The sequence below is a fragment of the Mycolicibacter senuensis genome, from assembly GCF_003284925.1.
Taxonomy (GTDB): domain Bacteria; phylum Actinomycetota; class Actinomycetes; order Mycobacteriales; family Mycobacteriaceae; genus Mycobacterium; species Mycobacterium algericum_A.
Genome location: NZ_QMEX01000014.1, coordinates 35,192 through 56,065, shown reverse-complemented (window position 1 = coordinate 56,065; position 20,874 = coordinate 35,192). Strand labels below are relative to the sequence as shown.

Genomic DNA, 20,874 nt, shown 5'->3' with positions numbered 1-20,874 from the left:
GTCACGGGTGAGAGCCGCGGTGAGCCAGGCGCTCAGCTTCTCGACGAGCGGGGGCCGTCGCCGTGGGGCGGCATCGTCGTCGGACGTGGGTGTCGTCGCGCCGCTCAGCATTCCCAGATACCAGCGGACCATTCCGAGCAACAGCACGGCTGCGGTGGTGAACAGCATCAACGGGAATCGCTCGATCAGCGGGTATCCGCAGTTGATGAGGATGGCCTTCACGCCCGGGAATCCGCCGCCGCGGAACAGCCAGTAGGCGGTTGGCACGATGCAGAACAGGATCAACGGGGGCTGGACGACGGCCGTGAACACCGCCGACTGCCGCACTGTGAGCACCGCGGCGATGCAGCCCATGGCATACAGTGCGGAGAAGACGATGCTCAGTTCCTTGTCGCCGGAGCCGGCGTCGAAGGCCACCCCGACCGCGGTCGCGACCAGCGCCACCGCCACCGCGCCCCACCACGGAAAACCGGCGGCATTGGGCAGGATCGAACGGTGGTCGGCCGCTACCGCCGACGTCTCCCGCTGCGCTGCCACACACTGACGGTACCGGCTGGCGTCGGCGGCCGTGCATCGTGGCACGCTCTACACTTGGCTCCCTGTGAGCTTGAGCCTGGGAATCGTGGGGTTGCCCAACGTCGGGAAGTCGACCCTGTTCAATGCGCTGACCCGCAATGACGTGCTGGCCGCCAACTACCCGTTCGCCACCATCGAACCGAACGAGGGCGTGGTGCCGCTACCCGATCCGCGGCTGGCCAAGCTGGCGGAGATCTTCGGCTCCGAGCGGATCCTGCCGGCACCGGTGACCTTCGTCGACATCGCCGGGATCGTCAAGGGCGCCTCGGAAGGGGCCGGACTGGGCAACAAGTTCCTGGCCAACATCCGCGAGTGCGATGCGATCTGTCAGGTGGTCCGGGTGTTCTCCGACGACGACGTGGTGCACGTCGACGGGAAGGTCGATCCGGAAGCCGACATCGAGGTGATCGCCACCGAGCTGATGCTGGCCGACATGCAGACCCTGGAGAAGGCGGTGCCGCGCCTGGAGAAGGAAGCCCGCAACAACAAGGACCGCAAGCCGATGCTGGAGGCGGCGGTGGCCGCGCAGCAGATCCTCGACAGCGGCAAGACGCTGTTCTCGGCCGGGGTGGACCCCGCGCCGCTGCGCGAGCTGAACCTGCTGACCACCAAGCCGTTCCTGTATGTGTTCAACGCCGACGAGTCGGTGCTCACCGACTCCGCGCGGGTGGCCGCGTTGCGCGAATTGGTCGCGCCGGCCGACGCGGTCTTCCTCGACGCCAAGATCGAGGCCGAGCTCGCCGAGCTGGACGACGAGTCGGCGATGGAGCTGCTGGAGTCGATCGGGCAGACCGAACGCGGCCTGGATGCCTTGGCGCGGGCCGGTTTTCACACCCTGAAGTTGCAGACCTATCTGACCGCCGGGCCGAAGGAGGCCCGGGCCTGGACCATCCACCAGGGCGACACCGCGCCGAAGGCGGCCGGGGTGATCCACACCGACTTCGAAAAAGGTTTCATCAAGGCCGAAGTGGTGTCCTACGACGACCTGGTCGAGGCCGGGTCGATGGCCGCTGCCAAAGCCGCCGGCAAGGTGCGCATCGAGGGCAAGGACTACGTGATGGCCGACGGGGACGTGGTGGAGTTCCGGTTCAACGTGTAGCCGGGTTCTCGCGGCGGCGTTACGGTTGCTCAATGGTCGGTCATGAGGATGTCGGCGCTGGGGATGACGTCGATCGAGCTACCGATGATCTGCAGGAACGCAAGCGCGCCCTCGCGCGGCGTGAATTCGAGCAAACCCGACGCGAGTCCATCGGATGAACGCGACCGGGTCGCCGATGAACGGGACCGTATTGCCGAAGATCGCGACCAGGCGGCCGATGAGCGCGAGCGGCAAGCGGACGAGCGTGAAGGGGCGACCGATCAGACGTGCGGTGGCAGAAACCCGCCGGGCGATCGAAGAGCCTCCGCCGTAGCGACGCTGACGTCGATGGGCGGTGCGCTCAGTTGATGATCTGGTCGAGCCCGTCTGCGCGGAGCGCCGCCAAGCGGTCGTGCCACTCCTGAAGCGCCTCGGAAGTCAGCCTGGGCCAATCGTGGATCTCTTCGACGACGCGCAGCGGTTCGCTGCTGCGGTAGGAGCGGGTCGGATTGCCGGGGAACTTCTTGTCGGTGACGTTCGGATCGTTCTCGAACACACCGGTCGGTTCGACCAGATACACCCGCGGCGTGCCGTCGCCGGCCGCGAGCTCGGCCGCCAGCCCGGCACCGTCGCGTCGGGCGGTGAAATAGATGTGGTTCATGACGGTTTCGGGCCGGTAGTTGGAGCGGAAGCCCGCGGTGAGTAGCTCTCCGGCCTGCAGTTCGGCCTTGGTTCCGTGGAAGAACGGGCCTTCGTCCAGCACGGGATTCACGGCGTCAGGTTACCGGGCGTGAAACCGCCGCGAGATTGCAGCCATGCTGGAAAAATCGCCGAATCACCTGCGTAGCTTCAATTTCGCGGGAAAGAAAGTCGCCGACGTGTGTCGTGCCGGTGACCTGACCGCAACAGGGGCAGAGGACGCTCGTCGTCATGGCGGTGGTTGAGGTGATCTACCTGGTGGCGGCAACGCTGTGGATTCTCGTGGTAACCGCGGCGGTGTGCGTCGGAGGCCGGTACTTCCTGAAGCTCCGCGCCAGGCGGCGTCGCATCAATCGGTTGATCGGCGGTGTACGCCTATCCATTGAGCGCGCCATGGGCCCGTACCGAGCTGTGGCACGGCCGGTTCTTGGCGCATCGAGAGGACGGGTTGTCAGGGGTCGCGGCTAGCGTGCCCGGCATGAAATTCGTCTCGACCCGCATCATCACCGCCGACGTCAAGCGCCTGGTCGCCTTCTACGAGTTGGTAACCGGCGTCTCGGCGGTCTGGGGCAACGAGCTGTTCGCCGAGATCCCGACACCTGTCGGCACGCTGGCCATCGGCAGCGACAAGACGGTCCCGCTGTTCGGGGCCGGATCCGCCGAGCCGGGCGCCAACCGCAGCGCGATCCTCGAGTTCATCGTCGACGACGTGGACGCCGAGTTCGAGCGTCTGCGCGGGCAGGTGTGCGAGGTCGTGACCGAGCCGACGACCATGCCGTGGGGCAACCGCGCGCTGCTGTTTCGGGACCCGGACGGCAACCTCGTCAACCTGTTCACCCCGGTCACCGACCAGGCCCGACAGAAATTCGGACTCCGATAGGGCATCATAGACAGCATCAATTGATGCGTCAGGAGGTGCACTATGCGGACGACGGTCACCATTGACGACGCCCTGCTGGAGAAGGCGGCCGAGCTCACCGGGGTCCATGAGAACGCCGTCCTGCTCAGGCGGGGCCTGGAGACCCTGATTCGTGTCGAGAGTGCACGTCGACTGGCCGCGTTGGGCGGAACGGACGCGCAGGCAACCGCTGCGCCTCGGCGGAGGGCTGCCGGGGAGTGATCCTCGTCGACACCTCGGTGTGGATCGATCACCTTCACGACCACGATGCGCAGCTGGCATCCCTGCTCGAGAAAGACCAGATCGGTTGCCACCCTTTGGTGATCGAAGAGTTGGCCTTGGGTTCCATCAAGCAGCGCAACCAAGTGTTGGGGTCACTGTCGAATCTGCGCCAATTCCCGGTCGTCAGCCACCCGGAGCTTCTGGCGCTGGTCGAGTCACGGCGGTTGTGGGGACGTGGTCTGAGTGCCGTCGACGCCGCCCTCCTGGGGGCGGTCCTGATTGCCGATGGCGCGAAATTGTAGACCAGGGACAACAGGCTGAGGGTCGCCGCCGCCGAGATCGGTGTCGAGCTCGTCCCCCAGCCCTGATGCCGGCTACCAGATGACGGCGAGCCCCGCGGCGGTCAGGATCAATGCGCCCGCGGCATAGAACAGCACCCGCGGAGCCGTCTCGCCGGATCGGCGTTGCCGGGCCCGGCCGATCCCGAGCACCGCGCCCAGGGCGATCAGCAGCACCAGCTTGGTCCCGATCTTGGGGTAGTTCAGCACCACGTCGGCGGGCCAGGGCGCGGCCAGCGCTAGGCCGGTCACCAACGACAGCGCCACGCCGTAGTCCATCACCGGGGTGAGCTCGAAGCGCCGTGCCGCGGCCTCGGCGGCCAGCGCCCCGAATGTCACCGCGAAGCCGACGATGTGCAGCAGAACTATTACGTGCCGTAGTACCTCCACGTGGCTCAGGCTAGCCCGTGACAGGGGCATGGGCCAATCCTTACCGGAGGGTCGCCCATTACCCTTGACCGGCATGACCTCATCGACCACCCGCCTGGCCGCCGTTGTCGCCGCCACCAGCGACCCGGCCGCCGCCGATCCGGCCGGCTCCCAGGTCGTGTTCCGGGCCTCCGCGGTCGCCCACGACGCGGTGGCCAGCACGATCACCATGGGGCGCTACAGCGTCGAAGTCGATGAACCGCCGACGCTTGGCGGTGAGAACACCGCCCCGAACCCCGTCGAGTACTACCTGGGCTCGCTGTTGTCGTGCCAGATCGTCACCTGGCGGTACTGGGCCGAGAAGCTGGGCATCACCGTCGACGAGATCACCGGCCAAGCCGAGGGCGACCTCGACGTGCGCGGCTTCTTCGGCCTCGACGACTCGGTGCGTCCCGGCTTCAGCGAGGTGCGGGTCGTCATCACCGTCACCGGCCCGGAAACCCCGGAGCGCTACGCCGAACTGCATCGGGTCGTCGAATCCCATTGCCCGGTACTGGATCTCACCACCAACCCGACGCCGGTGCACACCCGCCTCGAGGTCGGTTAAGCAGCGGGCAGCAGATCCAGAAACGCCCGAGCGGCCGGATTGGTCGGCACCGCGGTGCGACCGACCAGCGCCAATCGGCGGGTGGGCGGTGCGGCGCCGCTGATCGGGTGCAGCGCCACGATGTGCAGCCCGCTCTGGCGGGCGACCGGTTCGGGCACCACCGCCACCCCGAGTCCGTGTTCGACCAGGCTCAGCGCCTGGTCCATCTGGCTGGTGCGAAACGCAATCCGCCGCCGCACACCCGCGTCGCGGAACAACGCGGCGACCACCGTCTGCAAACCGAGCCCGGCCGCGAACTCCACGAAAGACTGCTCGGCCAGCTCGGCGATCCGCACCGTGGTTCGCTGAGCCAGCGCATGTCCGGCGCCGACCACCAGCACCAGCGTCTCCGGGTAGTCGCGCAACGCGGCCAGCCCCGCCGGCAGCGGTGCGGCATCCAGTGCGACGAACGCCAGGTCCAGCTCGCCGTCGTCGACGCCGTCCAGCAGATCTGAGGTGGGCGCCTCCCGCAGCAGCACCTGAATGCCGCGGTGACGGGTGTGCAACTGCGCGATGGCGGCCGGCAGATCGACGGCGGTGAACGTCTGCACCACGCCGAGTGCCAGCTGACCCGCCTCGGCAGCGCGGATCGACGCGACGGCGGACTCGGCCGCGGCCACCTCGCGCAGGACGCGCCGGGCGGGCACGAGCAACGCGCGCCCGGCCGCGGTGAGCACCACCGAGCGGGTGGTGCGCTCGAACACCGGAGTCGACAGGCTCTTTTCCAGGGCCCGAACCGATGCGCTCAGACCCGACTGGGAGATGTTCAGCGCCTCGGCGGCGTGGGTGAAATGCCCGTATTCGGCCACAGCCACGAAGTGCTGCAACTGCCTGATCTCCATATATCGATTCTAGTGGTCAGACTGACTCGATTATCTTGTTTTACATCAGAGTCGCGGGACGTGACCATGGGCAGATGACCCTCACCGCCGAAGCCGCACCGGCGCGACTCGACCGTCGGCTGGTGCTCGTCATGGCCCTGATCTCCGGGCTCGTGGTGGCGAACAGCTATTACGCGCAACCGCTGGTCGACACGATCGCCGGCCACTTTGACGCCTCGACCACCAGCGTGGGGCTGATCGTCACCGCCAGCCAGGTCGGCTATGCGATCGGCCTGGCGCTGCTGGTCCCGCTCGGTGACTTGCTGGAGCGACGCCGGTTGCTCACCTTCATGCTGATCGGCACGTGCGTCTGTCTGCTCGGGATGGCGTTTGCACCCAGCTGGCCGGTGCTGGCCGTCGCCGCGATCCTGGTCGGCTTGGGCTCGGTGGTGGGCCAGGTGCTGGTGCCGTTCGCCGCCACATTGGCCCGCGACGACGAACGTGGCCAGGTCATCGGCAGCGTGATGACCGGACTGCTGCTGGGCATCCTGCTGTCTCGGGTGGTGGCCGGCTTGATCGCCGCGGTGGCCGGGTGGCGGGCGGTGTTCGTCGTCGCGGCTGCTCTGATGCTGGTCGCCTGCGCGCTGGTGCGCACGCTGCCGGTGCATCCGCCCGCAGTGCAGATGAGCTATGGCCGGTTGCTCGGCTCGGTCGTCGAGCTCATCCGCGAGGAGCCGGTGCTGCGGCTGCGGATGGCCTACGGGATGCTCACCTACGCCTCCTTCGGGGTGTTTTGGACCAGCGTCGGGTTCATGCTCGCCGGCGGGATCTATCACTGGTCCGACGGGCGGATCGGGCTGTTCACGCTGTTCGGCGTGGCCGGGGCGCTGGCTGCGAAATTCGCCGGCACGCTGGCCGATCGGGGCTATGCCCGTTGGCAGACCGGGATTTTCATCGCCGTGACCGCGCTGAGTTTCCTGCTGCTGTGGACCGGCCAGAGCCGGGTCGTGCTGCTCGCGGTCGGGGTGGCGCTGCTTGACCTGGGGATCCAGGGCACTCACATCAGCAACCAGAGCGTGTTCTATCCGTTGCGGCCCGCGGCGCGCAGCCGGCTCAACACCGCCTACATGACCGGCTACTTCGCCGCCGGTTCGCTGGGCAGTGTGGCCTCGGCCGTCGTCTACGGGGCGTGGGGCTGGGGCGCGGTCTGCCTGCTCGGCGCCGTCTTCCCGCTCATCGGCACGCTGGTCTGGATCGGCGAGGTCTGGGCGCAGCGTTGTTACGCTCGCCGTTGACTGAGCGCCGGTAGGTAGGGGGCAATGGTGATCTTCATCGTGGTGAAATTCGAGACCAAACCGGAGTGGTCCGAGCGCTGGCCGCAGCTGGTCGCGGCCTTCACCGAAGCCACCCGGGCCGAAGAAGGCAACCTGTGGTTCGAGTGGTCACGCAGCCTGGCCAATCCCGACGAGTACGTGCTGGTCGAAGCGTTTCGCGACGGCGCGGCCGGCAGTGCGCACGTCAACAGCGAGCACTTCGCCCGAGCCATGGCCGAGATGCCGCAGGCGCTGGTGTCGACCCCGAAGATCGTCAGCCAGCAGCTCGACGCGACAGGCTGGTCGCTAATGGGGGAGCTGACGATCGACTAACCGGCTCGGTTGTCGTTGCGGCACTGACCCGCACCCGCAGGGGGTTGTCGCCGGTGCGCATGCAGCAGGCCTGCCGCACGCTGCGGGCCAGCACGGGCTGCTGATCAAGACCCGGTGACGACGATCTCGCGGCCCAGGTGATACCCGGGGGTCAGCGGCAGGATATCGCCACTCCAGAACGACCCGGGGTCGAACCAGTTCGCGGTCTTGTCGGTCGACAGCAGGCCCATCTCCTCGTAGGTGATGGCCACCGTCTCGGCGCAGTAGGCGGTTTGCAGCGCCACTTTGCTGTTACGCGCCTTGCGGCGCTGGCTGATCTCTCGGGCTTTGCGCTCCACGACCGGGATGCCGCGGGTCCAGTCGCCCAGGGTCGGCAGTCGGCCGCGCAGCCAGCGGCCGGTGAGCCGCGCCGTGGTGGGAAACGCGGTGCCGTCCATCCGGGCGATCACCTGCAGTAACCGGTCCTCCTGTTTCCGGGTGATGGTTCCGTTGAGCTGCCGGAACCAGCAGCGCTGTTCGTAGCGGCCCATCCACTGTTCGACGGCGGCCCGGGCGTCGTTGAGCTGCACACCGCGATGGTTGGTGCCCGTCCAGTAGTCGAGCAGCTTGTCACCGAGTTCGGCATGCCAGATCAGCGGGGGCAGGTCGTCGAGCGCCACCGTCATCCCGACGTGGTTCACCGGGGCGTTGGACAGGGCTTGGATGGCGCGGTCCGGGCCGGAGCGGCCCCGAAACAGCCAGATGTCACCGGTGCGGGTTTCGGCTAGCGCGCGTTCCAAAGTCACCGTGTGTTCGTCCACGACAGCACCATAAGGTGTGATGGTGCGCAGCATTTGGAAATGGATCGGCCTGGCGGGCGCGGTCGGCGTCGCCGCCGGGGGCGTGCTGGTGGTGCGGGACCAGCGCCGGCGGCGGGCCTACACCCCCGATGAGGTCCGCGCCCGGCTGCATCAGCGGCTGGCCGATGCCGGCCGCGACGACTAACCGGCGGTCTCGACCGCGTAGAGCCGGTGGGTACCGGCGAAGCCCTTCAGTTCGGCGTCGCGGCCGGCCCCGATGGTGATGTCGTCGCAGTCCTTGACGGCGTCGCGCACCGGTCCGCTGATCAGGATCTGGGCACCGTCGGCGGCGGCGGCCACCCGTGCGGCCATCGCAACGTTGCGCCCGTACAGGTCGTCGCCGCGGCGCACCGAACGGCCCATGTGGACGCCGATCCGGACCCGGATCGGGTGCTGCGGTTTGCGGCCGCGACGCTGCTGCAACCCGCGTTGGATGTCGACGGCGCAACGCACCGCCTGCTCGGGTTGCGCGAACGCGATCATGTACCCGTCGCCCTGGCTTTTGACCACGTGCCCGCGGCGCTCACGCACCGTGCGCTGCACCATCTCGTCGTGCCGGGCGATCAGCTTCACCCACGCTCGGTCACCGATCCGCTCATTGAGGGCCGTGGACTCCTCGATGTCGGTGAACAGGATCACCGCGTGCCCGTCTGGGGTGAGGCGGGCCAGGTCGGGGCGTTCGACCTCGGCCCAGTAGGCGAGGTCTTCGATCGAACTGCGCACGGCCGCGCCGAGGCCTTCCTTGCGGACCAGGTTGGTGGTCTGCCACACGGTCTTGACCGCCTCGCGCCCTCCGGCCAGCAGCCAGTTTCGCGGCTCGGCGCGGTGACGCAATTCTTCGACCTCGCGGCGGGTGCGCGCCAGTTGCATCGATACCAGCATCAGTACGATGCCTTCGGCCAAGGCTAGACCCGCGAGCAGGTAGACCGCGATCATCGCGTGGGCTCAGCCCAATGAAACGCCATGGGCAGCATCATTCCGTATCCCGTTGAGATTGCCGCCTAGGAGAAGCTGCGCTCAGTCTCGATCAACGACCGTGAGTGCGATCTGGGCAGGCGTGCGACGCGACATCCCCGAGGGCGGCGAGTAGGTCGGGCATTCTCAGTGGCTCACGAACTGCACGACGACCTCGCTGAACGCGTCATTGTCGTCGCCGGCAGCGGTGTGTCCGGCGTCGGAGAGTTCGACGAACTCGGCGTGCGGCACCTTGGCCAGGAAGTCCTGAACGCCCTCGGTGCTGACCACGTCGGACAATTTGCCACGGATCAGCAGGATCGGAATCTGCAGGCCGATCGCGGCCCGCTCCATCTTCTCGGTGCGCAGACCGGGATTATCGCCGGGTTTGGTCATCAGCGCCGGATCCCAGTGCCAATACCAGCGGCCGTCGCGTAGCCGCAGGTTTTTCGTCAATCCTTCTGGGCTGCGGGGTTTCTTCCGGTGCGGCAGGTAGGCCGCCACCGCATCGGCGGCCTGCTCCAGCGAGTCGAAGCCTTCCACGCCGGAGAACATGAAGTCACGGATGCGGGCACTGCCGCTCTTTTCGTACCGCGGCACCACGTCGACGAGCACCAGCTTTCTGACCTGCTGCGGTCCCGCCTGGTCAGCAACCAGGACGCCGGTCAGGCCGCCCATGCTCGCGCCGATCAGCACCACCGGCCGGCCGATAGATTCCAGCACGCCCAGTACGTCGTCGGCGAGCGTCTCAATGGCGTAGTCGGCACCTGGGGACCAGTCGCTGTCACCGTGGCCCCGGGTGTCGATCGCGATGACGTGATAGCCCTGGTCGGCCAGGATCTGACCGGTGTTCTTCCAGGAGAACCGATTCTGACCCCCGCCGTGCAGCATCAGGATGGTGGGCCGATCCGATACCGTATCCCGGTTCCATTCGTCGGCGACCAGGGTGATGCCGCCGGCCCCGGCGAACTCGACGGTCCGGGATGTGCTGTTCACGGTGCTCACGGGCGTCCTCTCGGTGTGGCTCCAGCCTGACGTTACCCAGCGTCGTTGCCGGCGATGCCCAGCGGGGTGCCGGGGCGGGGCACGCTCTAGCAGGCAACGGTGATGGCGAAATCCTCACTTGTCGACACGCTGGGATTGTCGGTGCTGAAGCCGCCGGCGACACCGTCGATCACGTAGGTGCGGCCTTTGATTGCGACTTGGGCGTTGCCTTGCAGGCCGTTCAGGTAGGTACCGGTGAACCCGCCGACGTTGTCGATGGTGACCGACGTGACGCGCAGTCCCTGGGCGTTGTCGACGACGGCCGTAACGCCCGCGGCGTCGTTCCCGATGGTGATCGTCACGACAGGCGCGGTTGTCTGGCAGCTCACCGTGTGCAAGAGGTCGGTTTCTCGATTGTCGACGCTCACTCGGGCGGTACCGGCAGCCAATTGCCCAGCCGGTGGAGGTGTGGCCGCGGGCGATGAGCAGCCTGCCATGGCAGCAATGACCACTCCTGTTGCGATGACATTTCGACGCTTCACGAAGCCGACCAGATATCCCGGACGGTTGGGGGATTCGTCCGGGAAACGGGGGCGCTGTCGCGGCTGGGATCGTGGCGCCATCACCCTGCTCCCGGGGGGACCAGCATCGATTGCCATGTTTGGTTCTCTTGGGCGCCACGGGCCAGGTTGGATTGTGTGTACACCTTCCCATCCGGTCCTACATACATGCCGGTTTCCGGGTCGTACCGGGCGGCCGCGACCGGTGGCGGCGCGGGGGCCGCTGGCGCCGACGTCGGCGTATTGTCCGGGCGCTGCGGGATGCCTTGCCCCGACAGGGTTGCGTTCGGATCGCCCTTCCAGTTGAACCCGTCATTGAGCGGAACATAGTTCTGGTCGCTCTCGCACATCTTCACTGTCGGCGCGCGCTTGCCTGGCCGGGTCACGCACGGCGTGTTGCGCGCACCGCGGACATTGAACGGCGAATCCTGCGGCACCCGGCAATAGAGATCGCCGGCCGGGCGGTCCGGATAGTCTTCGTAGCTGGCCACCCGCTGCTGCTGGATCGGCAGGAAGCCGGTGGTGCATGGCGGCGGCAGGTTGAGGTTCAGGTTGAAGCTCAAGAACGCCCCGAGGTAGTCCTGCTTGGTGTTCCGGTTGGCGGCACCGATTGCCTGCATGTCGGCGGTGCCCTGCGGCAGCAATACCAATAACATTTCGAGGTTGTCCCGATAGGTCACCGCGACGTCCCCGATGCTGACCAGGTTGGCCAGCACGATCGGCAGCGTAGGCCGCAGTTTGTCCACCAGCGCGCGCGCTTCGTCCACAGCCCCGGAGCCGTTCTGCAGCACACCGCGGAGCGCGGCGTCGTTGCTCTGCAGTTGCCCGGTGATATCGGCCAGATGCGCCGCCCACGCCTGCACCGAACCGGCGGTGTCGGTTTGGGTGTCCAGCACTGGCGCCGCATTGTCCACCACGTTGGTGAGTTCATCCAGGTTCTTGCGGGCGTCGGTCGCCAGATTGGTGGCGCCCTTGACGAACCGTGAGATATCCGGACCCAGCCCGCCGAACGCGACGTAGGCCTCGTCGATCGTGGTCTTCAGGTTGTCGCCCGGGATCGCCTGCAGGCCTTGGTTGGCCGCGTCGAGCAGCGTGTCGATCGCCGGCGGCACCCGGGCGTTGTCGGCGGTGATGACGTCGCCGTTCTTCAGCGGTGGGCCGTCGCCGGCGCGAGGCATCAGCGAGATGTACTGCTCGCCCACCGCCGATACGCTGTGCACCTCCGCCTCCAGATCCGATGGGATCGTGATGTCCGAGCGCAACGACAGCACCGCATCGACGCCCGAATCGGTGAGATGGACGTTCTTGACCAGGCCGACCTTGGTGCCGTGGTAGGTGACGTTGGCCCGCTCATAAAGACCTCCGGCCTGCGGCAGCTGCACCGTCACCGTGTAGTGCCCGAGGCCGAACAACAGGGTAGGTAATCGCATATACCCGAAGATCATGAACGTGAACGCGGTGATCGACACCGTGGCAAAGATCGCCAGCTGAATCCAGATACGTCTGGCCAAGTGCATATCAGGGCCCCTGATCCCAGTTGTAAGGAGCGACGAGCGGGTTGATCGCGGTATACGGGCTGGGCATCTGACCGATGGTGCGGCCCCACTGCATCTCCAACTCGGTCAGATCGCCCTCCCAGCGGGTGCCGGTAAACAGCCCGGCGTCCAGCCTGCTCAACGTCAGGTCGATGACTGCGGTCAGGTTGGCGTAATCGCCGCGCGCCCAGTTGGTCAGTGTCTCCTTGGGCCATGGGAAAGTCGCGAAGAAGCTCAGCGACCGGGTCAGCGCCGGACCGGCGTCGGCGAGTGACTGCAGCACCGGCCCCAGATCCTTCAACTCCTTGACCAGGTTCTCCTTGGTCTGGTTCACCGAGTCCGCGGCCAGCGCACTGAACTTGCCCAACTGCGCCAGCGTCTCCGCGAGGGTATCCCGCTCGTCCTTGAGGACGTTCAACGCGTCCGGCAGGGTTTTGAGTGCCCTGTCCACCACCGGCTTCTGTTCGGCGATCTGACCGACCACATTGTTCAGGCTCTCGGTCGCGGCGATGATGTCGCCGGTCTGGTCGTTGAGATAGCCGATGAATGTGTCGAGCTGGCCGATGAGGCTGCGCAGGTCGTTTTCCCGGCCGGCGAACGCGGTACTCAGAACCTGGGTGATCTCTTGGAGGTGGCCGATTCCGCCACCGTTCAGAACCAGCGACACCGCCGCCAGCGTCCTCTCGGTATTCGGGTACGCCGAACCCGAGCGCAGCGGGATCAGTGACCCCTCGTGCAGCCTGCCTTGCGGCGGAAGGTCTTTCGGCGGCGCCAGCTCGATGTGCAAGGAGCCCAGCAGGCTGGTCTGGCCGATGGTCGCCGTCGCGTTGGCGGGCAGGTCCACGTCGCCGTCGAGCGTCATCGTCAACAGTGCGTGCCAGTCCTGGCGTTCGATCTTGGTGACGCTACCGATGGTCACGTCGCCGACTCGGACCCGGGAATTTCGCTCGATGTTGTCCACGTCGGGCAGCTGCACCTGGATGGTGAACGCGCCGGCACCGTGGCCCGCCGTTCCCGGTAGCGGCAGCGAGTTGACGCCCCGCCACTCGCATCCGGACACCCCGAGCCCGGCGGCAAGTACCAGCACCCCGATGCTGGCCTTGCGCATGACGGTCATGAGCCGGCCCCCGGCGGCACCATCATGCCCGACAATCCGCTGGCCGGGTCGGTCGCCTGCACCTGCGCGGGTGCCGGCGGCGCTTCGGGTGCTGGTGCCGGTGCCTGTCCGGGCGGGGGAACGTAATCCGGCCGCAACCGGTCCTCACTGTAAGTGATCTCATTCGGCCTGGCCGTGGCACCGACAAATAGGTTCTCGCCCAGCGGCGGGAAGTTGAACTGGCGGTTCTTGATGATCGGGGCCAGATACTGCACGCACAGCTTCGCGGATTGTTCGGCCCCAAGTCGCGAAGCGGCCTGAATCGCGCCGCACAGGAAGGTGATCGGGTTGGCGAAGTTGTTCACCACCAGCGCACCGGTCAGTGCGCCCTGTGCCGGCTGGTAGATGTTCAGGAAGTTCTGGAATGCGTTCGGCGCGATGTGCAGCGTCTGCTTGAGCTCGTCCAGGCTATCGTTCAGTGCCGTTGTCACCGACGCCAACTTCTCCGACGTGGTCCCCAGCGTCTCCTTGTTGTCCGCCAGGAAGTTCTGGACGTCGCCGACCACAGCGTTGACGTCCGCAAGGGCGTTGCCGACCTCGTTCGGGTCGTTCGACAGCAGCCCGGTCACCGCGGCGAGGTTCTGGTTCAGCTGGCGCATCAGGTCTGTGCTGCTCTGCAGCGCTGACACCAGGATCGACAGATTCTTGACGGTGCTGACCAGATCGCCGCTGTGGTCGCCGAGTGCGGAGAACGCCTGTGACAGCTTGATGACGGTGTCACGGATGTTCGTACCCTGGCCACGCAGGTTATCGGCCGCGGTGTTGACGAACTCACCAAGCGTGCTGACGCCGCCCGGCTCAGTGGGTTGCAAAGTGTGGGTCAGCTTTTCGAGCTGATCACGGAAATCATCCCACTCGACGGGAACTGCGGTGCGTTCCTGCGGGATCACCGCGCCGTCGGCCATTGCCGGCCCGCCGGTATAGACCGGGGTCAACTGGATGGCTCGCGACGTCACCAGTGACGGCGACAAGATCACGGCATCGGCGTTGGCGGGCACCTTGTACGCCTCGTCGTACCAGAAAGTCACCTTCGCCCGCTGCGGTTGTGGCTCGATCCGGTCGATCTTGCCGACCGGCACCCCCAGGATGCGCACTTCGTCCCCCGGGTACATGCCGTTGGTGTTGGCGAAGTATGCGGTGACGTGGGTTTTGCGCGCGGTGTTCGACGTGCGCGCCACCCCGACGATCCCGGCGATCAGCAGGATCACCAGCGCCGTGGCCAAGCCGACGCGTGCGTTGCGTCTGTCCATCACTGACCGCCGCCGTTCTCGCCCGGAGCGGGGTCGCTGACGGACCCGCGGGGCGGCAAGTGGTCCTGCTGTTTGGGTGGTGCAGGCGCGGGTGGTCCGGGCGGCGGGCCGCCCGGCGGCGGCGCGGGCAGTGGCGGCCGGTACGGGTAGCGCGGATCGCCCGGTTTGCCGGTGATCGCGTCCGGCAGATTCAGGTTCGGCTCGCCGCCCTGACCGGTCCGCGGATAGGGCACCGGAAGTGCCGGGGTTCCGTCCTGGCCGATCTGGGGATCGGTGCGCTCAGAAGGCAACAGCGTGGCCGGGTCCAGGCCGAGGTCGGAGAACGCCGCGTCGACGAACGGTTGCACAAACTGACCGGGGAACAAGTTGACCACGTAAGCCTTGAAAAACGGTCCGGACGACACCGATTCGCCGAGGGACATCGCGTACGCGTTGAGCTTGGGCAGCGCCTGCTGCACCCTTTCCTTGCGGTTGTCCACGATCGCCAGTGCCCCGTTGAGTTTGTCCAGTGCCGGTTTCAGCGTGGTGTTGTTCTCGTCGATCAAGCCCTTGAGTTGCCGGGTGGCTGCCGAGATGTTGCCCGCGAGATGGTCCAGGGCACTGCTTTGGGCTTGCAACTGGACAAGCAGTGCGTTGGTGTCGGCGATCAGGCTGACGACCTGGTCACTACGTTGGGCGAGCACCCCGGTCGCCTTGCTGGCGTTGGTGAGCAGGTTGCGCAACTCCGCGTCGCGCTTGTCCAGCGTTTCGGCGAATCGGGCCGCACCCGCTACGGCGACCTTGACGGCGGGCGGGGTGTCCTTGAAGGTGTCCGACAGCGTCGACAGCGAGTCCGACAGCTGGTCGGTGTTCAGGCCACTGATGACGGTCGTCAAATCGCCGAGAGCATCCGGCAGCTGGTAGGCGGGCCTGGTGCGGTCGATGGGAATCGTGCCCGACTGTCGGCCGTCCCCGCGGGGAGACACCTCCAGGATCTTGGCACCCAGCAGGCTCTTGGTCTTGATGGCCGCCTCGGTCCGCTCGCCGAGACGAACATGTTTGTCCATATTGAACTTGATCAACACGCGTGGGCCGTCCAGTGAGACGCTTTCCACCTTCCCGACTTTGAAGCCCGAAACCTGCACGGCCGCACCAGGTATCAGCCCGCTCGCCTCGGTGAAGTATGCCGAGTACTTCTTGTTCTGATTGAGCACCGGAATTTTGTCGTAGCTCAAGGCGCCGGCGACGATAGCCAGGAAAAGGCCTGCGCCGATCGCGCCGATGATGAACGGATTGCGTTCTTCGAACGACTTCATCGCGGTGCGCACCTCCCCGTACTCTGCCCGGCGACCTTGACGTACACCGGCTGGCCGCCCTTGCCGTTCAACTTGAGAGCGATGTCGCAGAAGTAGAAGCTGAAGAAGTCGCCGTACATGCCCTGGCGCGACAACACCTGGTAGGTGTCCGGCAGCGTGTTCAGCAGGTTGTCGAGGTAATCGTGGTCTGCCACCAGCAGCGACGCTGTACGGTCGGCCTCGGGAACCACCTTCTGCAGCGGCGGGCGGGCCTGGACCAATAGGTCGGCGATCGATCCGGCGGCGGCGTTGGCGTAGGCAAGGGAGTTGCTGATCTCCTCCTTACGGCCGGCCAGCGTCGACACCAATTGGCTCAGCGAGTCGACGGCCTTGGCGAATTGCGTGTGCTGGTCCCCCAGGGAACCCAGCACGGTGTTGAGGTTGACGATGACCTGCCCGATCAGCTGATCACGGTCGGCCAGGGTGTTCGTCAGCGCCGCGGTCTGGGTCAAGAACGACCCGATCGTGTCTCCTTGGCCCTCAAAGGCTTTGATCAACTGTCCGGTCAGTGCGTTGACCTGGTCGGGATTCAGGGCGCGAAACAGCGGACGGAATCCGCCGATCAACGCGTCCAGGTCCAGAGCGGGTGAGGTGTTCGCCAGCGGGATGGTGTCACCGGGGCGCAGCTTCTTGGTTCCGCCGGCGCCTTCTTCCAGGGCCAGGTAGCGGCCGCCGATCAGGTCGTCGTATCGGATCACCGCCCGGCTGCCCTCGGTCAGTACCACGGACGGGTCCGCGTTGAGCTCGACCACCACGGTGGTGTCGGGTTTGAGGCTGATCTTTTTGACCTTGCCGACCTCGACGCCGGCAATCCGGACGAACTGACCGCTCTCCAGTCCGCTGATGTTGCTGAATTCCGCTTTGTACATCTTCTGGGCCTCGAACCGCAGCTGGCCGAAGACCGCGAACAGCGCGAACGTGAAGAACAGGCAGACGACGAAGAAGACGACAAGCCGCCGTACCGCCGCTCCCAGGTCGTCTTTCACGTCTTGTGCCTCCTCTCATCAGTTGCTGGTGTAACTTGCGGCTCGCTCACGGTGACGGCGCGGCCTGCTCGGGAAGTGGTGGCGTGGGCGTCGGTTGCTGCTGCATCGGCGCCGGGACGACGAACGGTTCCGACCCCGGAGGCGGGGGACCGGGTTCGCGCGGTGCTCCTGGTGGCGGTGCCGGCGGCAGGCCCGGATACAGCGGTGATCCGTCGGGCGCATACAGCGGCGCACCGTACGGTGGGGCGCCCGGGTAGGTCGGTTCCGGCCCCGGAGCGGGGCCGCCCGGATAACGCATGCTCGGCGGCTCAGGAATTCCGCGGGTGCTCGGGAAGAAGTCCACGTAACCGGGGAAGCCGATGCCCGGATTGGGCCGCACGTCCATTCCGGTACCCCAGCCGGTGTCGGTCACCAGATAACGTTGCGGCCAGTTATCGTCGACGATCGGCAGGGAGCCGCAACTCGGCTTGCCGCCCGGTCCTCCCTTTGCGCCGTTGACCGGCAGGTTGTCCGGGTAGCGGTACGCGTCGTCACCGAGCAGCACGGCGACGTCGAGAATCGCCGACTTGCCGTTGCCACCACCGAAGTCGTAGCCGCCGTTGTCCAGGAACCACTTTCCACCGACCAGCATGCAGGTCAGTTGCGGATCGTATTTCATCAGCAAGCGGGTGGTCGGCTCCAGAACATTGATCGCGTGGATCAGATTGTCCTTGTTCGGCCCGAGCAGGTCGATGCCGGCATTGGACAACCCGGTGACGTTGAGCAGCAACGAATCCAATGCTTTCGAATTGTCCGTGATGGTGGTGCTGGTGGTGCTCACCGCGTTGAGGACGGAGACGATGTCGTTCGCCGCGGCGCCGTAGGTGTCACTGAAACCTTTGAGCGACCGCCAGTCTCGCCGAAACGTCTCGGCGCGGGGGTTCAACGCCAGCAGTACCTGGTTGCCGTCGGTGATCGCGTCTCCGATCGCTGGGCCTTCCCCCCGCAGTCCCTCGGCGAGCGCGGCCAGTACGGCGTTGACTTTGGCGGGTTCGATCTTGTCCAGCACCTCGGTGAGAGTCTGGAACACGGTGTTGACCTCGGTGGACACGTTCTGCGATCTGATGACTTCGCCGGCGGACAACCGTTTCGGGCTGGGGTGCTCGGGGTAGATCAAATCGACGTACTTGGCTCCGAAGGCGGTCGTGGCGCGGATGCGGGCGTCGACGTTGGCCGGGATGTAGCGGATCTGACCGGGGAAGATCTCCAGCTTCAGGTTCACCTGCCCGGTGCCGCTTTGGATCGTGCCGACGCGGCCCACCTCCACGCCGCGCATCTTGACCTTGCCGCCGGATTCCATCACCAGGCCGGCCCGGTCGGATACCAGCGTGACCGGCACAAATTTTCTGAACGTCCCCGCGAACAGCGATAGCGTCACGGAGAGGAACAGACCAATGGCGGCGAAGAGGATCAGCGTCCACCACGCCGGATGCAAACCCCTGCCTCGTCGTGTCGATTCCACCTTGGCTACCCCGACAGATGGAAGTTGCCGGACTGACCATAAATGGCCAGCGAGACGAACAGGGTCACGAACACCGCAGCAATCAGTGATGTGCGTACGGCGCGTCCCACGGCTTCACCGACTCCAGCTGGGCCGCCGGCGGCGGTGAAGCCGTAATACGTATGCACCAGCATCACCACGATGGCCATCGAAACCGCCTGCAGGAACGACCAGATCAGGTCGGTGGGATTGAGGAACGTATTGAAGTAGTGGTCATAGACACCGGTCGACTGCCCGTATACCAACGTCGTGCCGACGCGTGTCGCCACGAACGCCATCAGTACCGCGACGCAGTACAGCGGAATGACAACGATCACTCCAGCAATGACTCGGGTGGAGGCCAGGTAGGCGATCGAGCGGATGCCCATGACTTCCAGCGCGTCGATCTCCTCGGCGATACGCATCGCGCCGAGTTGTGCGGTGGCGCCTGCACCGATCGTGGCGGCCAGCCCGATCCCGGCGACCAGTGGTGACACCAGGCGGACATTGAGGAACGCGGAGGTAAATCCGGCTAAGGCCTCGACGCCGACTTGCTGGAGCTGCGTGTAGGCCTCGACGGCGATCAGCGAGCCGGCGGACAGGGTCAGGAACCCGACGATGACGACAGTACCGCCGATCACGGCCAGCGCGCCGACACCCAGGCTCATCTGTGCGACCAGCCGCACCAACTCTGTCTTGTGATGTGCCACTGCGTCGCTGATGCCCTTGATGGTCTGGCCGTAGAACGCGGTTTGTCTGCCGATCCGATTCCAGCCCTCGGCCCAACCGCTGGCGACCCGCCGGATCCGCGGGTACAGCGCGCTGGGGGCGCCGACGTGGCTCACTGGGTCACCTTGACTGCCACCGCGGTAGCGAGGACGTTGATCAGGAACAACGCCATGAAGGTAAAGACGACCGTTTCGTTGACCGCGTTGCCGACCCCTGCCGGTCCGCCCTGGACATGCGTGCCCTTGTAGCAGGCGATGAGGCTGGCTGTCATACCGAAGATGGCGGCCTTGATCAAGCAGATGACGACGTCGGCGGTGCCGACTATCAACGTCAGTCCGGCGGCGAAGGCCCCCGGCGTCACGTGCTGGAAGAAGACCGCGAAAAAGAAGCCGCCCACGATGCCGACGATGGTCACCAGCGACGCCAGCAGCAGAGCTACCAGGGTGGCCGCCAGCACCCGCGGCACCACCAGCGCCTGGATGGGATTGATGCCGAGCACCCGTAGCGCGTCCAGCTCCTCGCGAATGGTCCGCGCGCCGAGGTCGGCGCACATCGCCGTAGCGCCGGCGCCCGCGACCACCAGGACCGTCACGATCGGCCCGGTCTGGGTCACCGTTCCCAGTGCCGCACCGGTTCCGGAGAAGTCCGCCGCACCGATTTCGACCAGCAACACGTTGAGGGTGAACGTCGTGAGCACGGTGAACGGGATCGACAGCAGAACCGTGGGTACCAGCGAAACCCGGGCCACGAACCACGTCTGGAGCAGGAACTCGCGCCACGCCCATGGTGGCCGGAAAATCTGGACCATGGTGTCCAGCGACATGGCGGCGAAACTGCCGACATCTCGCATAGGCCTCGCGATGCTATTCGACGAGATCAACGCATCACCTCCCATCGCTTCCAATAACCCGCATGGATGACCGCGCCCCTCCGTAATCCTCACAGCTGTCATCGACCCACAGACTTGTGATCCAACACACAAGACGGTTGACGATGAACGGTACACCATGGAATTCGAGCGGAGCAACAAATCGGGCCTCGCGGCGGCGTCGGGTCACTAAGTTCACCTAGTAGCAGGTGTTGACTTTGCTGTGGGCGGGTGCGACAGATCTGACTGGAACGTCTCACGCGCGTGGGCCCGGCATCTTCCGGCGTGGTGACATTGCCGGACTGCGCCTTCTGAAGGGCGTGGTCTTCGCGCTTTTTCGCACCTTACCGGTCGGTATCGGCCGGTCGACCGGATTTGGACGCGTTTCCTGCGGTGGGCGCAGGGCCGGTCTCCGGCTGCCGGGCCGTGATCGGGGCCGACCTCCTCGAGGTGGGCTGTGATAGTTTGCTGAAAATCGTCGCGGTCGAGCTCAGTGCGCGCGCTTACCCGAGGATCTCCTCCCCTTCGGCAACGATCTTGATAATGCGCCCGTGTCGTCCACTAATCTTTCATGAATGCCAATAATGCCGGCGCTTCGAATTATCTTGACGACGAATTTCGGTGTTATCGAATTTGAATCCCCCGGAGCGACGCCGCAAAGGCTTCACGTCTTGACGGCTGTCGAATGCGCTGTGACCCCCGCGGGGTTGGGCCAGTGGAGATCGGGTGGCGCCAAGAGGGGAGCGCGGCGGCCAATGCGTGGAACGGCCGCCCATCGTTGCACGCGAGTGCCACGCAGATGGCCGTACCTGGCCTCGCTCGGTGCTGCTACCACGGCATACCTGCCGTCGAATGGCTGCGGGGGCT

Annotated in this window: 24 protein-coding genes and 1 pseudogene; 9 read left to right on the top strand and 16 right to left on the bottom strand. The window is 66.0% G+C overall.

The window, feature by feature from the left end; translation table 11 throughout:
• On the bottom strand, nt 1-537 hold a 537-nt coding region (locus tag DQP56_RS06855), incomplete at its 3' end, for a DUF6542 domain-containing protein (RefSeq protein ID WP_353617111.1).
• A 64-nt stretch (nt 538-601) separates the two neighbouring features.
• Here DQP56_RS06855 and ychF point away from each other — a divergent pair.
• Together ychF and DQP56_RS06845 are read left to right on the top strand one after the other, a co-directional pair.
• Complete coding sequence (gene ychF, locus DQP56_RS06850; protein WP_112684201.1) at nt 602-1,675, top strand: redox-regulated ATPase YchF; 1,074 nt, start codon at nt 602-604, stop codon at nt 1,673-1,675.
• A 63-nt stretch (nt 1,676-1,738) separates the two neighbouring features.
• Nucleotides 1,739-2,023: a hypothetical protein gene (locus tag DQP56_RS06845; RefSeq protein ID WP_133258894.1), complete on the top strand. Its 285-nt coding sequence runs from the start codon at nt 1,739-1,741 to the stop codon at nt 2,021-2,023.
• Here DQP56_RS06845 and arr read toward each other — a convergent pair.
• Nucleotides 2,016-2,426, bottom strand: coding sequence for an NAD(+)--rifampin ADP-ribosyltransferase (gene arr, locus DQP56_RS06840; protein WP_112684199.1), 411 nt, complete (start codon nt 2,424-2,426; stop codon nt 2,016-2,018). The two genes, DQP56_RS06845 and arr, sit on opposite strands and share 8 nt — an antisense overlap.
• A 405-nt stretch (nt 2,427-2,831) precedes the next feature.
• Between arr and DQP56_RS06830 the strand changes: the two genes are divergently transcribed.
• From DQP56_RS06830 to DQP56_RS06820, 3 genes and pseudogenes are all read left to right on the top strand, one after another.
• A complete protein-coding gene (locus DQP56_RS06830; RefSeq protein WP_112684213.1) occupies nt 2,832-3,233 on the top strand; it encodes a VOC family protein in 402 nt (133 codons plus the stop codon).
• A gap of 42 nt (nt 3,234-3,275) precedes the next feature.
• Nucleotides 3,276-3,473, top strand: coding sequence for a type II toxin-antitoxin system VapB family antitoxin (locus tag DQP56_RS06825; protein ID WP_112684197.1), 198 nt, complete (start codon nt 3,276-3,278; stop codon nt 3,471-3,473).
• Nucleotides 3,470-3,841: pseudogene (locus tag DQP56_RS06820) on the top strand (type II toxin-antitoxin system VapC family toxin). The gene DQP56_RS06825 and the pseudogene DQP56_RS06820 overlap by 4 nt, the downstream one beginning before the upstream one ends.
• Before the next feature lie 6 nt (nt 3,842-3,847).
• Here DQP56_RS06820 and DQP56_RS06815 read toward each other — a convergent pair.
• Complete coding sequence (locus tag DQP56_RS06815) at nt 3,848-4,201, bottom strand: Fe-S protein (protein ID WP_112684196.1); 354 nt, start codon at nt 4,199-4,201, stop codon at nt 3,848-3,850.
• Between the two features lie 73 nt (nt 4,202-4,274).
• Here DQP56_RS06815 and DQP56_RS06810 point away from each other — a divergent pair, with 73 nt between their 5' ends.
• Complete coding sequence (locus tag DQP56_RS06810; RefSeq protein WP_112684195.1) at nt 4,275-4,787, top strand: OsmC family protein; 513 nt, start codon at nt 4,275-4,277, stop codon at nt 4,785-4,787.
• Here DQP56_RS06810 and DQP56_RS06805 read toward each other — a convergent pair.
• Complete coding sequence (locus DQP56_RS06805; RefSeq protein ID WP_112684194.1) at nt 4,784-5,668, bottom strand: LysR family transcriptional regulator; 885 nt, start codon at nt 5,666-5,668, stop codon at nt 4,784-4,786. The genes DQP56_RS06810 and DQP56_RS06805 overlap by 4 nt on opposite strands.
• Before the next feature lie 74 nt (nt 5,669-5,742).
• Here DQP56_RS06805 and DQP56_RS06800 point away from each other — a divergent pair, with 74 nt between their 5' ends.
• Nucleotides 5,743-6,942 carry an MFS transporter gene (locus DQP56_RS06800; RefSeq protein WP_234825532.1) on the top strand — a complete coding sequence of 400 codons (1,200 nt, stop codon included), beginning with the start codon at nt 5,743-5,745 and terminating at the stop codon, nt 6,940-6,942.
• A gap of 27 nt (nt 6,943-6,969) precedes the next feature.
• The gene (locus tag DQP56_RS06795; protein WP_112684212.1) at nt 6,970-7,293 is read left to right on the top strand and encodes a putative quinol monooxygenase; all 324 of its coding nucleotides are present in this window, start codon (nt 6,970-6,972) and stop codon (nt 7,291-7,293) included.
• 104 nt (nt 7,294-7,397) lie between these two features.
• On the opposite strand, the gene DQP56_RS06790 is transcribed toward DQP56_RS06795, so the two are convergent.
• Nucleotides 7,398-8,078 carry a guanylate cyclase gene (locus DQP56_RS06790; protein WP_435673829.1) on the bottom strand — a complete coding sequence of 227 codons (681 nt, stop codon included), beginning with the start codon at nt 8,076-8,078 and terminating at the stop codon, nt 7,398-7,400.
• A gap of 34 nt (nt 8,079-8,112) precedes the next feature.
• Here DQP56_RS06790 and DQP56_RS06785 point away from each other — a divergent pair, with 34 nt between their 5' ends.
• Entirely contained in the window at nt 8,113-8,277 is a 165-nt protein-coding gene (locus DQP56_RS06785; protein WP_162113154.1) for a hypothetical protein, read from the top strand.
• Here DQP56_RS06785 and DQP56_RS06780 read toward each other — a convergent pair.
• The 11 genes from DQP56_RS06780 to DQP56_RS06730 form a co-directional block, all read right to left on the bottom strand.
• Nucleotides 8,274-9,068 (bottom strand): adenylate/guanylate cyclase domain-containing protein, encoded by a 795-nt coding sequence (locus DQP56_RS06780; RefSeq protein ID WP_112684192.1) that lies wholly within the window; start codon nt 9,066-9,068, stop codon nt 8,274-8,276. The genes DQP56_RS06785 and DQP56_RS06780 overlap by 4 nt on opposite strands.
• A gap of 165 nt (nt 9,069-9,233) precedes the next feature.
• Nucleotides 9,234-10,091 (bottom strand): alpha/beta fold hydrolase, encoded by an 858-nt coding sequence (locus DQP56_RS06775; RefSeq protein WP_112684191.1) that lies wholly within the window; start codon nt 10,089-10,091, stop codon nt 9,234-9,236.
• Nucleotides 10,092-10,177: 86 nt separating this feature from the next.
• On the bottom strand, nt 10,178-10,693 hold the full coding sequence (locus DQP56_RS06770) for a lipoprotein LpqH (protein ID WP_165824925.1): 516 nt from the start codon (nt 10,691-10,693) through the stop codon (nt 10,178-10,180).
• Nucleotides 10,693-12,147 carry an MCE family protein gene (locus DQP56_RS06765; RefSeq protein ID WP_112684189.1) on the bottom strand — a complete coding sequence of 485 codons (1,455 nt, stop codon included), beginning with the start codon at nt 12,145-12,147 and terminating at the stop codon, nt 10,693-10,695. The genes DQP56_RS06770 and DQP56_RS06765 overlap by 1 nt, the downstream gene beginning before the upstream one ends.
• Nucleotide 12,148: 1 nt before the next feature.
• A complete protein-coding gene (locus DQP56_RS06760; RefSeq protein ID WP_435673828.1) occupies nt 12,149-13,273 on the bottom strand; it encodes a virulence factor Mce family protein in 1,125 nt (374 codons plus the stop codon).
• Nucleotides 13,274-13,278: 5 nt separating this feature from the next.
• Nucleotides 13,279-14,571 carry a virulence factor Mce family protein gene (locus DQP56_RS06755; protein WP_112684187.1) on the bottom strand — a complete coding sequence of 431 codons (1,293 nt, stop codon included), beginning with the start codon at nt 14,569-14,571 and terminating at the stop codon, nt 13,279-13,281.
• Nucleotides 14,571-15,866 (bottom strand): MCE family protein, encoded by a 1,296-nt coding sequence (locus DQP56_RS06750; RefSeq protein ID WP_112684209.1) that lies wholly within the window; start codon nt 15,864-15,866, stop codon nt 14,571-14,573. The genes DQP56_RS06755 and DQP56_RS06750 overlap by 1 nt, the downstream gene beginning before the upstream one ends.
• Nucleotides 15,863-16,891 carry an MCE family protein gene (locus tag DQP56_RS06745; RefSeq protein ID WP_112684186.1) on the bottom strand — a complete coding sequence of 343 codons (1,029 nt, stop codon included), beginning with the start codon at nt 16,889-16,891 and terminating at the stop codon, nt 15,863-15,865. Before DQP56_RS06745 ends, DQP56_RS06750 begins: the two co-directional genes overlap by 4 nt.
• A gap of 46 nt (nt 16,892-16,937) precedes the next feature.
• The gene (locus DQP56_RS06740; RefSeq protein WP_112684185.1) at nt 16,938-18,392 is read right to left on the bottom strand and encodes an MCE family protein; all 1,455 of its coding nucleotides are present in this window, start codon (nt 18,390-18,392) and stop codon (nt 16,938-16,940) included.
• 5 nt (nt 18,393-18,397) lie between these two features.
• Nucleotides 18,398-19,255, bottom strand: a complete 858-nt coding sequence (locus DQP56_RS06735) for an ABC transporter permease (RefSeq protein ID WP_112684184.1) — start codon at nt 19,253-19,255, stop codon at nt 18,398-18,400.
• A complete protein-coding gene (locus DQP56_RS06730) occupies nt 19,252-19,989 on the bottom strand; it encodes an MlaE family ABC transporter permease (protein ID WP_435673826.1) in 738 nt (245 codons plus the stop codon). Before DQP56_RS06730 ends, DQP56_RS06735 begins: the two co-directional genes overlap by 4 nt.
• Nucleotides 19,990-20,874: the final 885 nt, after the last annotated feature.

What these genes read in the sequence shown, in the direction of transcription:
- DQP56_RS06830 (WP_112684213.1), top strand. Translation starts at nt 2,832, where the DNA reads ATGAAATTCGTCTCGACCCGCATCATCACCGCCGACGTCAAGCGCCTG.
- DQP56_RS06800 (WP_234825532.1), top strand. Translation starts at nt 5,743, where the DNA reads ATGACCCTCACCGCCGAAGCCGCACCGGCGCGACTCGACCGTCGGCTG.
- DQP56_RS06825 (WP_112684197.1), top strand. Translation starts at nt 3,276, where the DNA reads ATGCGGACGACGGTCACCATTGACGACGCCCTGCTGGAGAAGGCGGCC.
- DQP56_RS06760 (WP_435673828.1), bottom strand. Translation starts at nt 13,273, where the DNA reads ATGCGCAAGGCCAGCATCGGGGTGCTGGTACTTGCCGCCGGGCTCGGG.
- DQP56_RS06755 (WP_112684187.1), bottom strand. Translation starts at nt 14,571, where the DNA reads ATGGACAGACGCAACGCACGCGTCGGCTTGGCCACGGCGCTGGTGATC.
- DQP56_RS06810 (WP_112684195.1), top strand. Translation starts at nt 4,275, where the DNA reads ATGACCTCATCGACCACCCGCCTGGCCGCCGTTGTCGCCGCCACCAGC.
- DQP56_RS06765 (WP_112684189.1), bottom strand. Translation starts at nt 12,147, where the DNA reads ATGCACTTGGCCAGACGTATCTGGATTCAGCTGGCGATCTTTGCCACG.
- DQP56_RS06805 (WP_112684194.1), bottom strand. Translation starts at nt 5,668, where the DNA reads ATGGAGATCAGGCAGTTGCAGCACTTCGTGGCTGTGGCCGAATACGGG.
- DQP56_RS06770 (WP_165824925.1), bottom strand. Translation starts at nt 10,693, where the DNA reads ATGGCGCCACGATCCCAGCCGCGACAGCGCCCCCGTTTCCCGGACGAA.
- DQP56_RS06845 (WP_133258894.1), top strand. Translation starts at nt 1,739, where the DNA reads ATGACGTCGATCGAGCTACCGATGATCTGCAGGAACGCAAGCGCGCCC.
- DQP56_RS06785 (WP_162113154.1), top strand. Translation starts at nt 8,113, where the DNA reads ATGGTGCGCAGCATTTGGAAATGGATCGGCCTGGCGGGCGCGGTCGGC.
- DQP56_RS06730 (WP_435673826.1), bottom strand. Translation starts at nt 19,989, where the DNA reads ATGCGAGATGTCGGCAGTTTCGCCGCCATGTCGCTGGACACCATGGTC.
- DQP56_RS06780 (WP_112684192.1), bottom strand. Translation starts at nt 9,068, where the DNA reads ATGATCGCGGTCTACCTGCTCGCGGGTCTAGCCTTGGCCGAAGGCATC.
- DQP56_RS06750 (WP_112684209.1), bottom strand. Translation starts at nt 15,866, where the DNA reads ATGAAGTCGTTCGAAGAACGCAATCCGTTCATCATCGGCGCGATCGGC.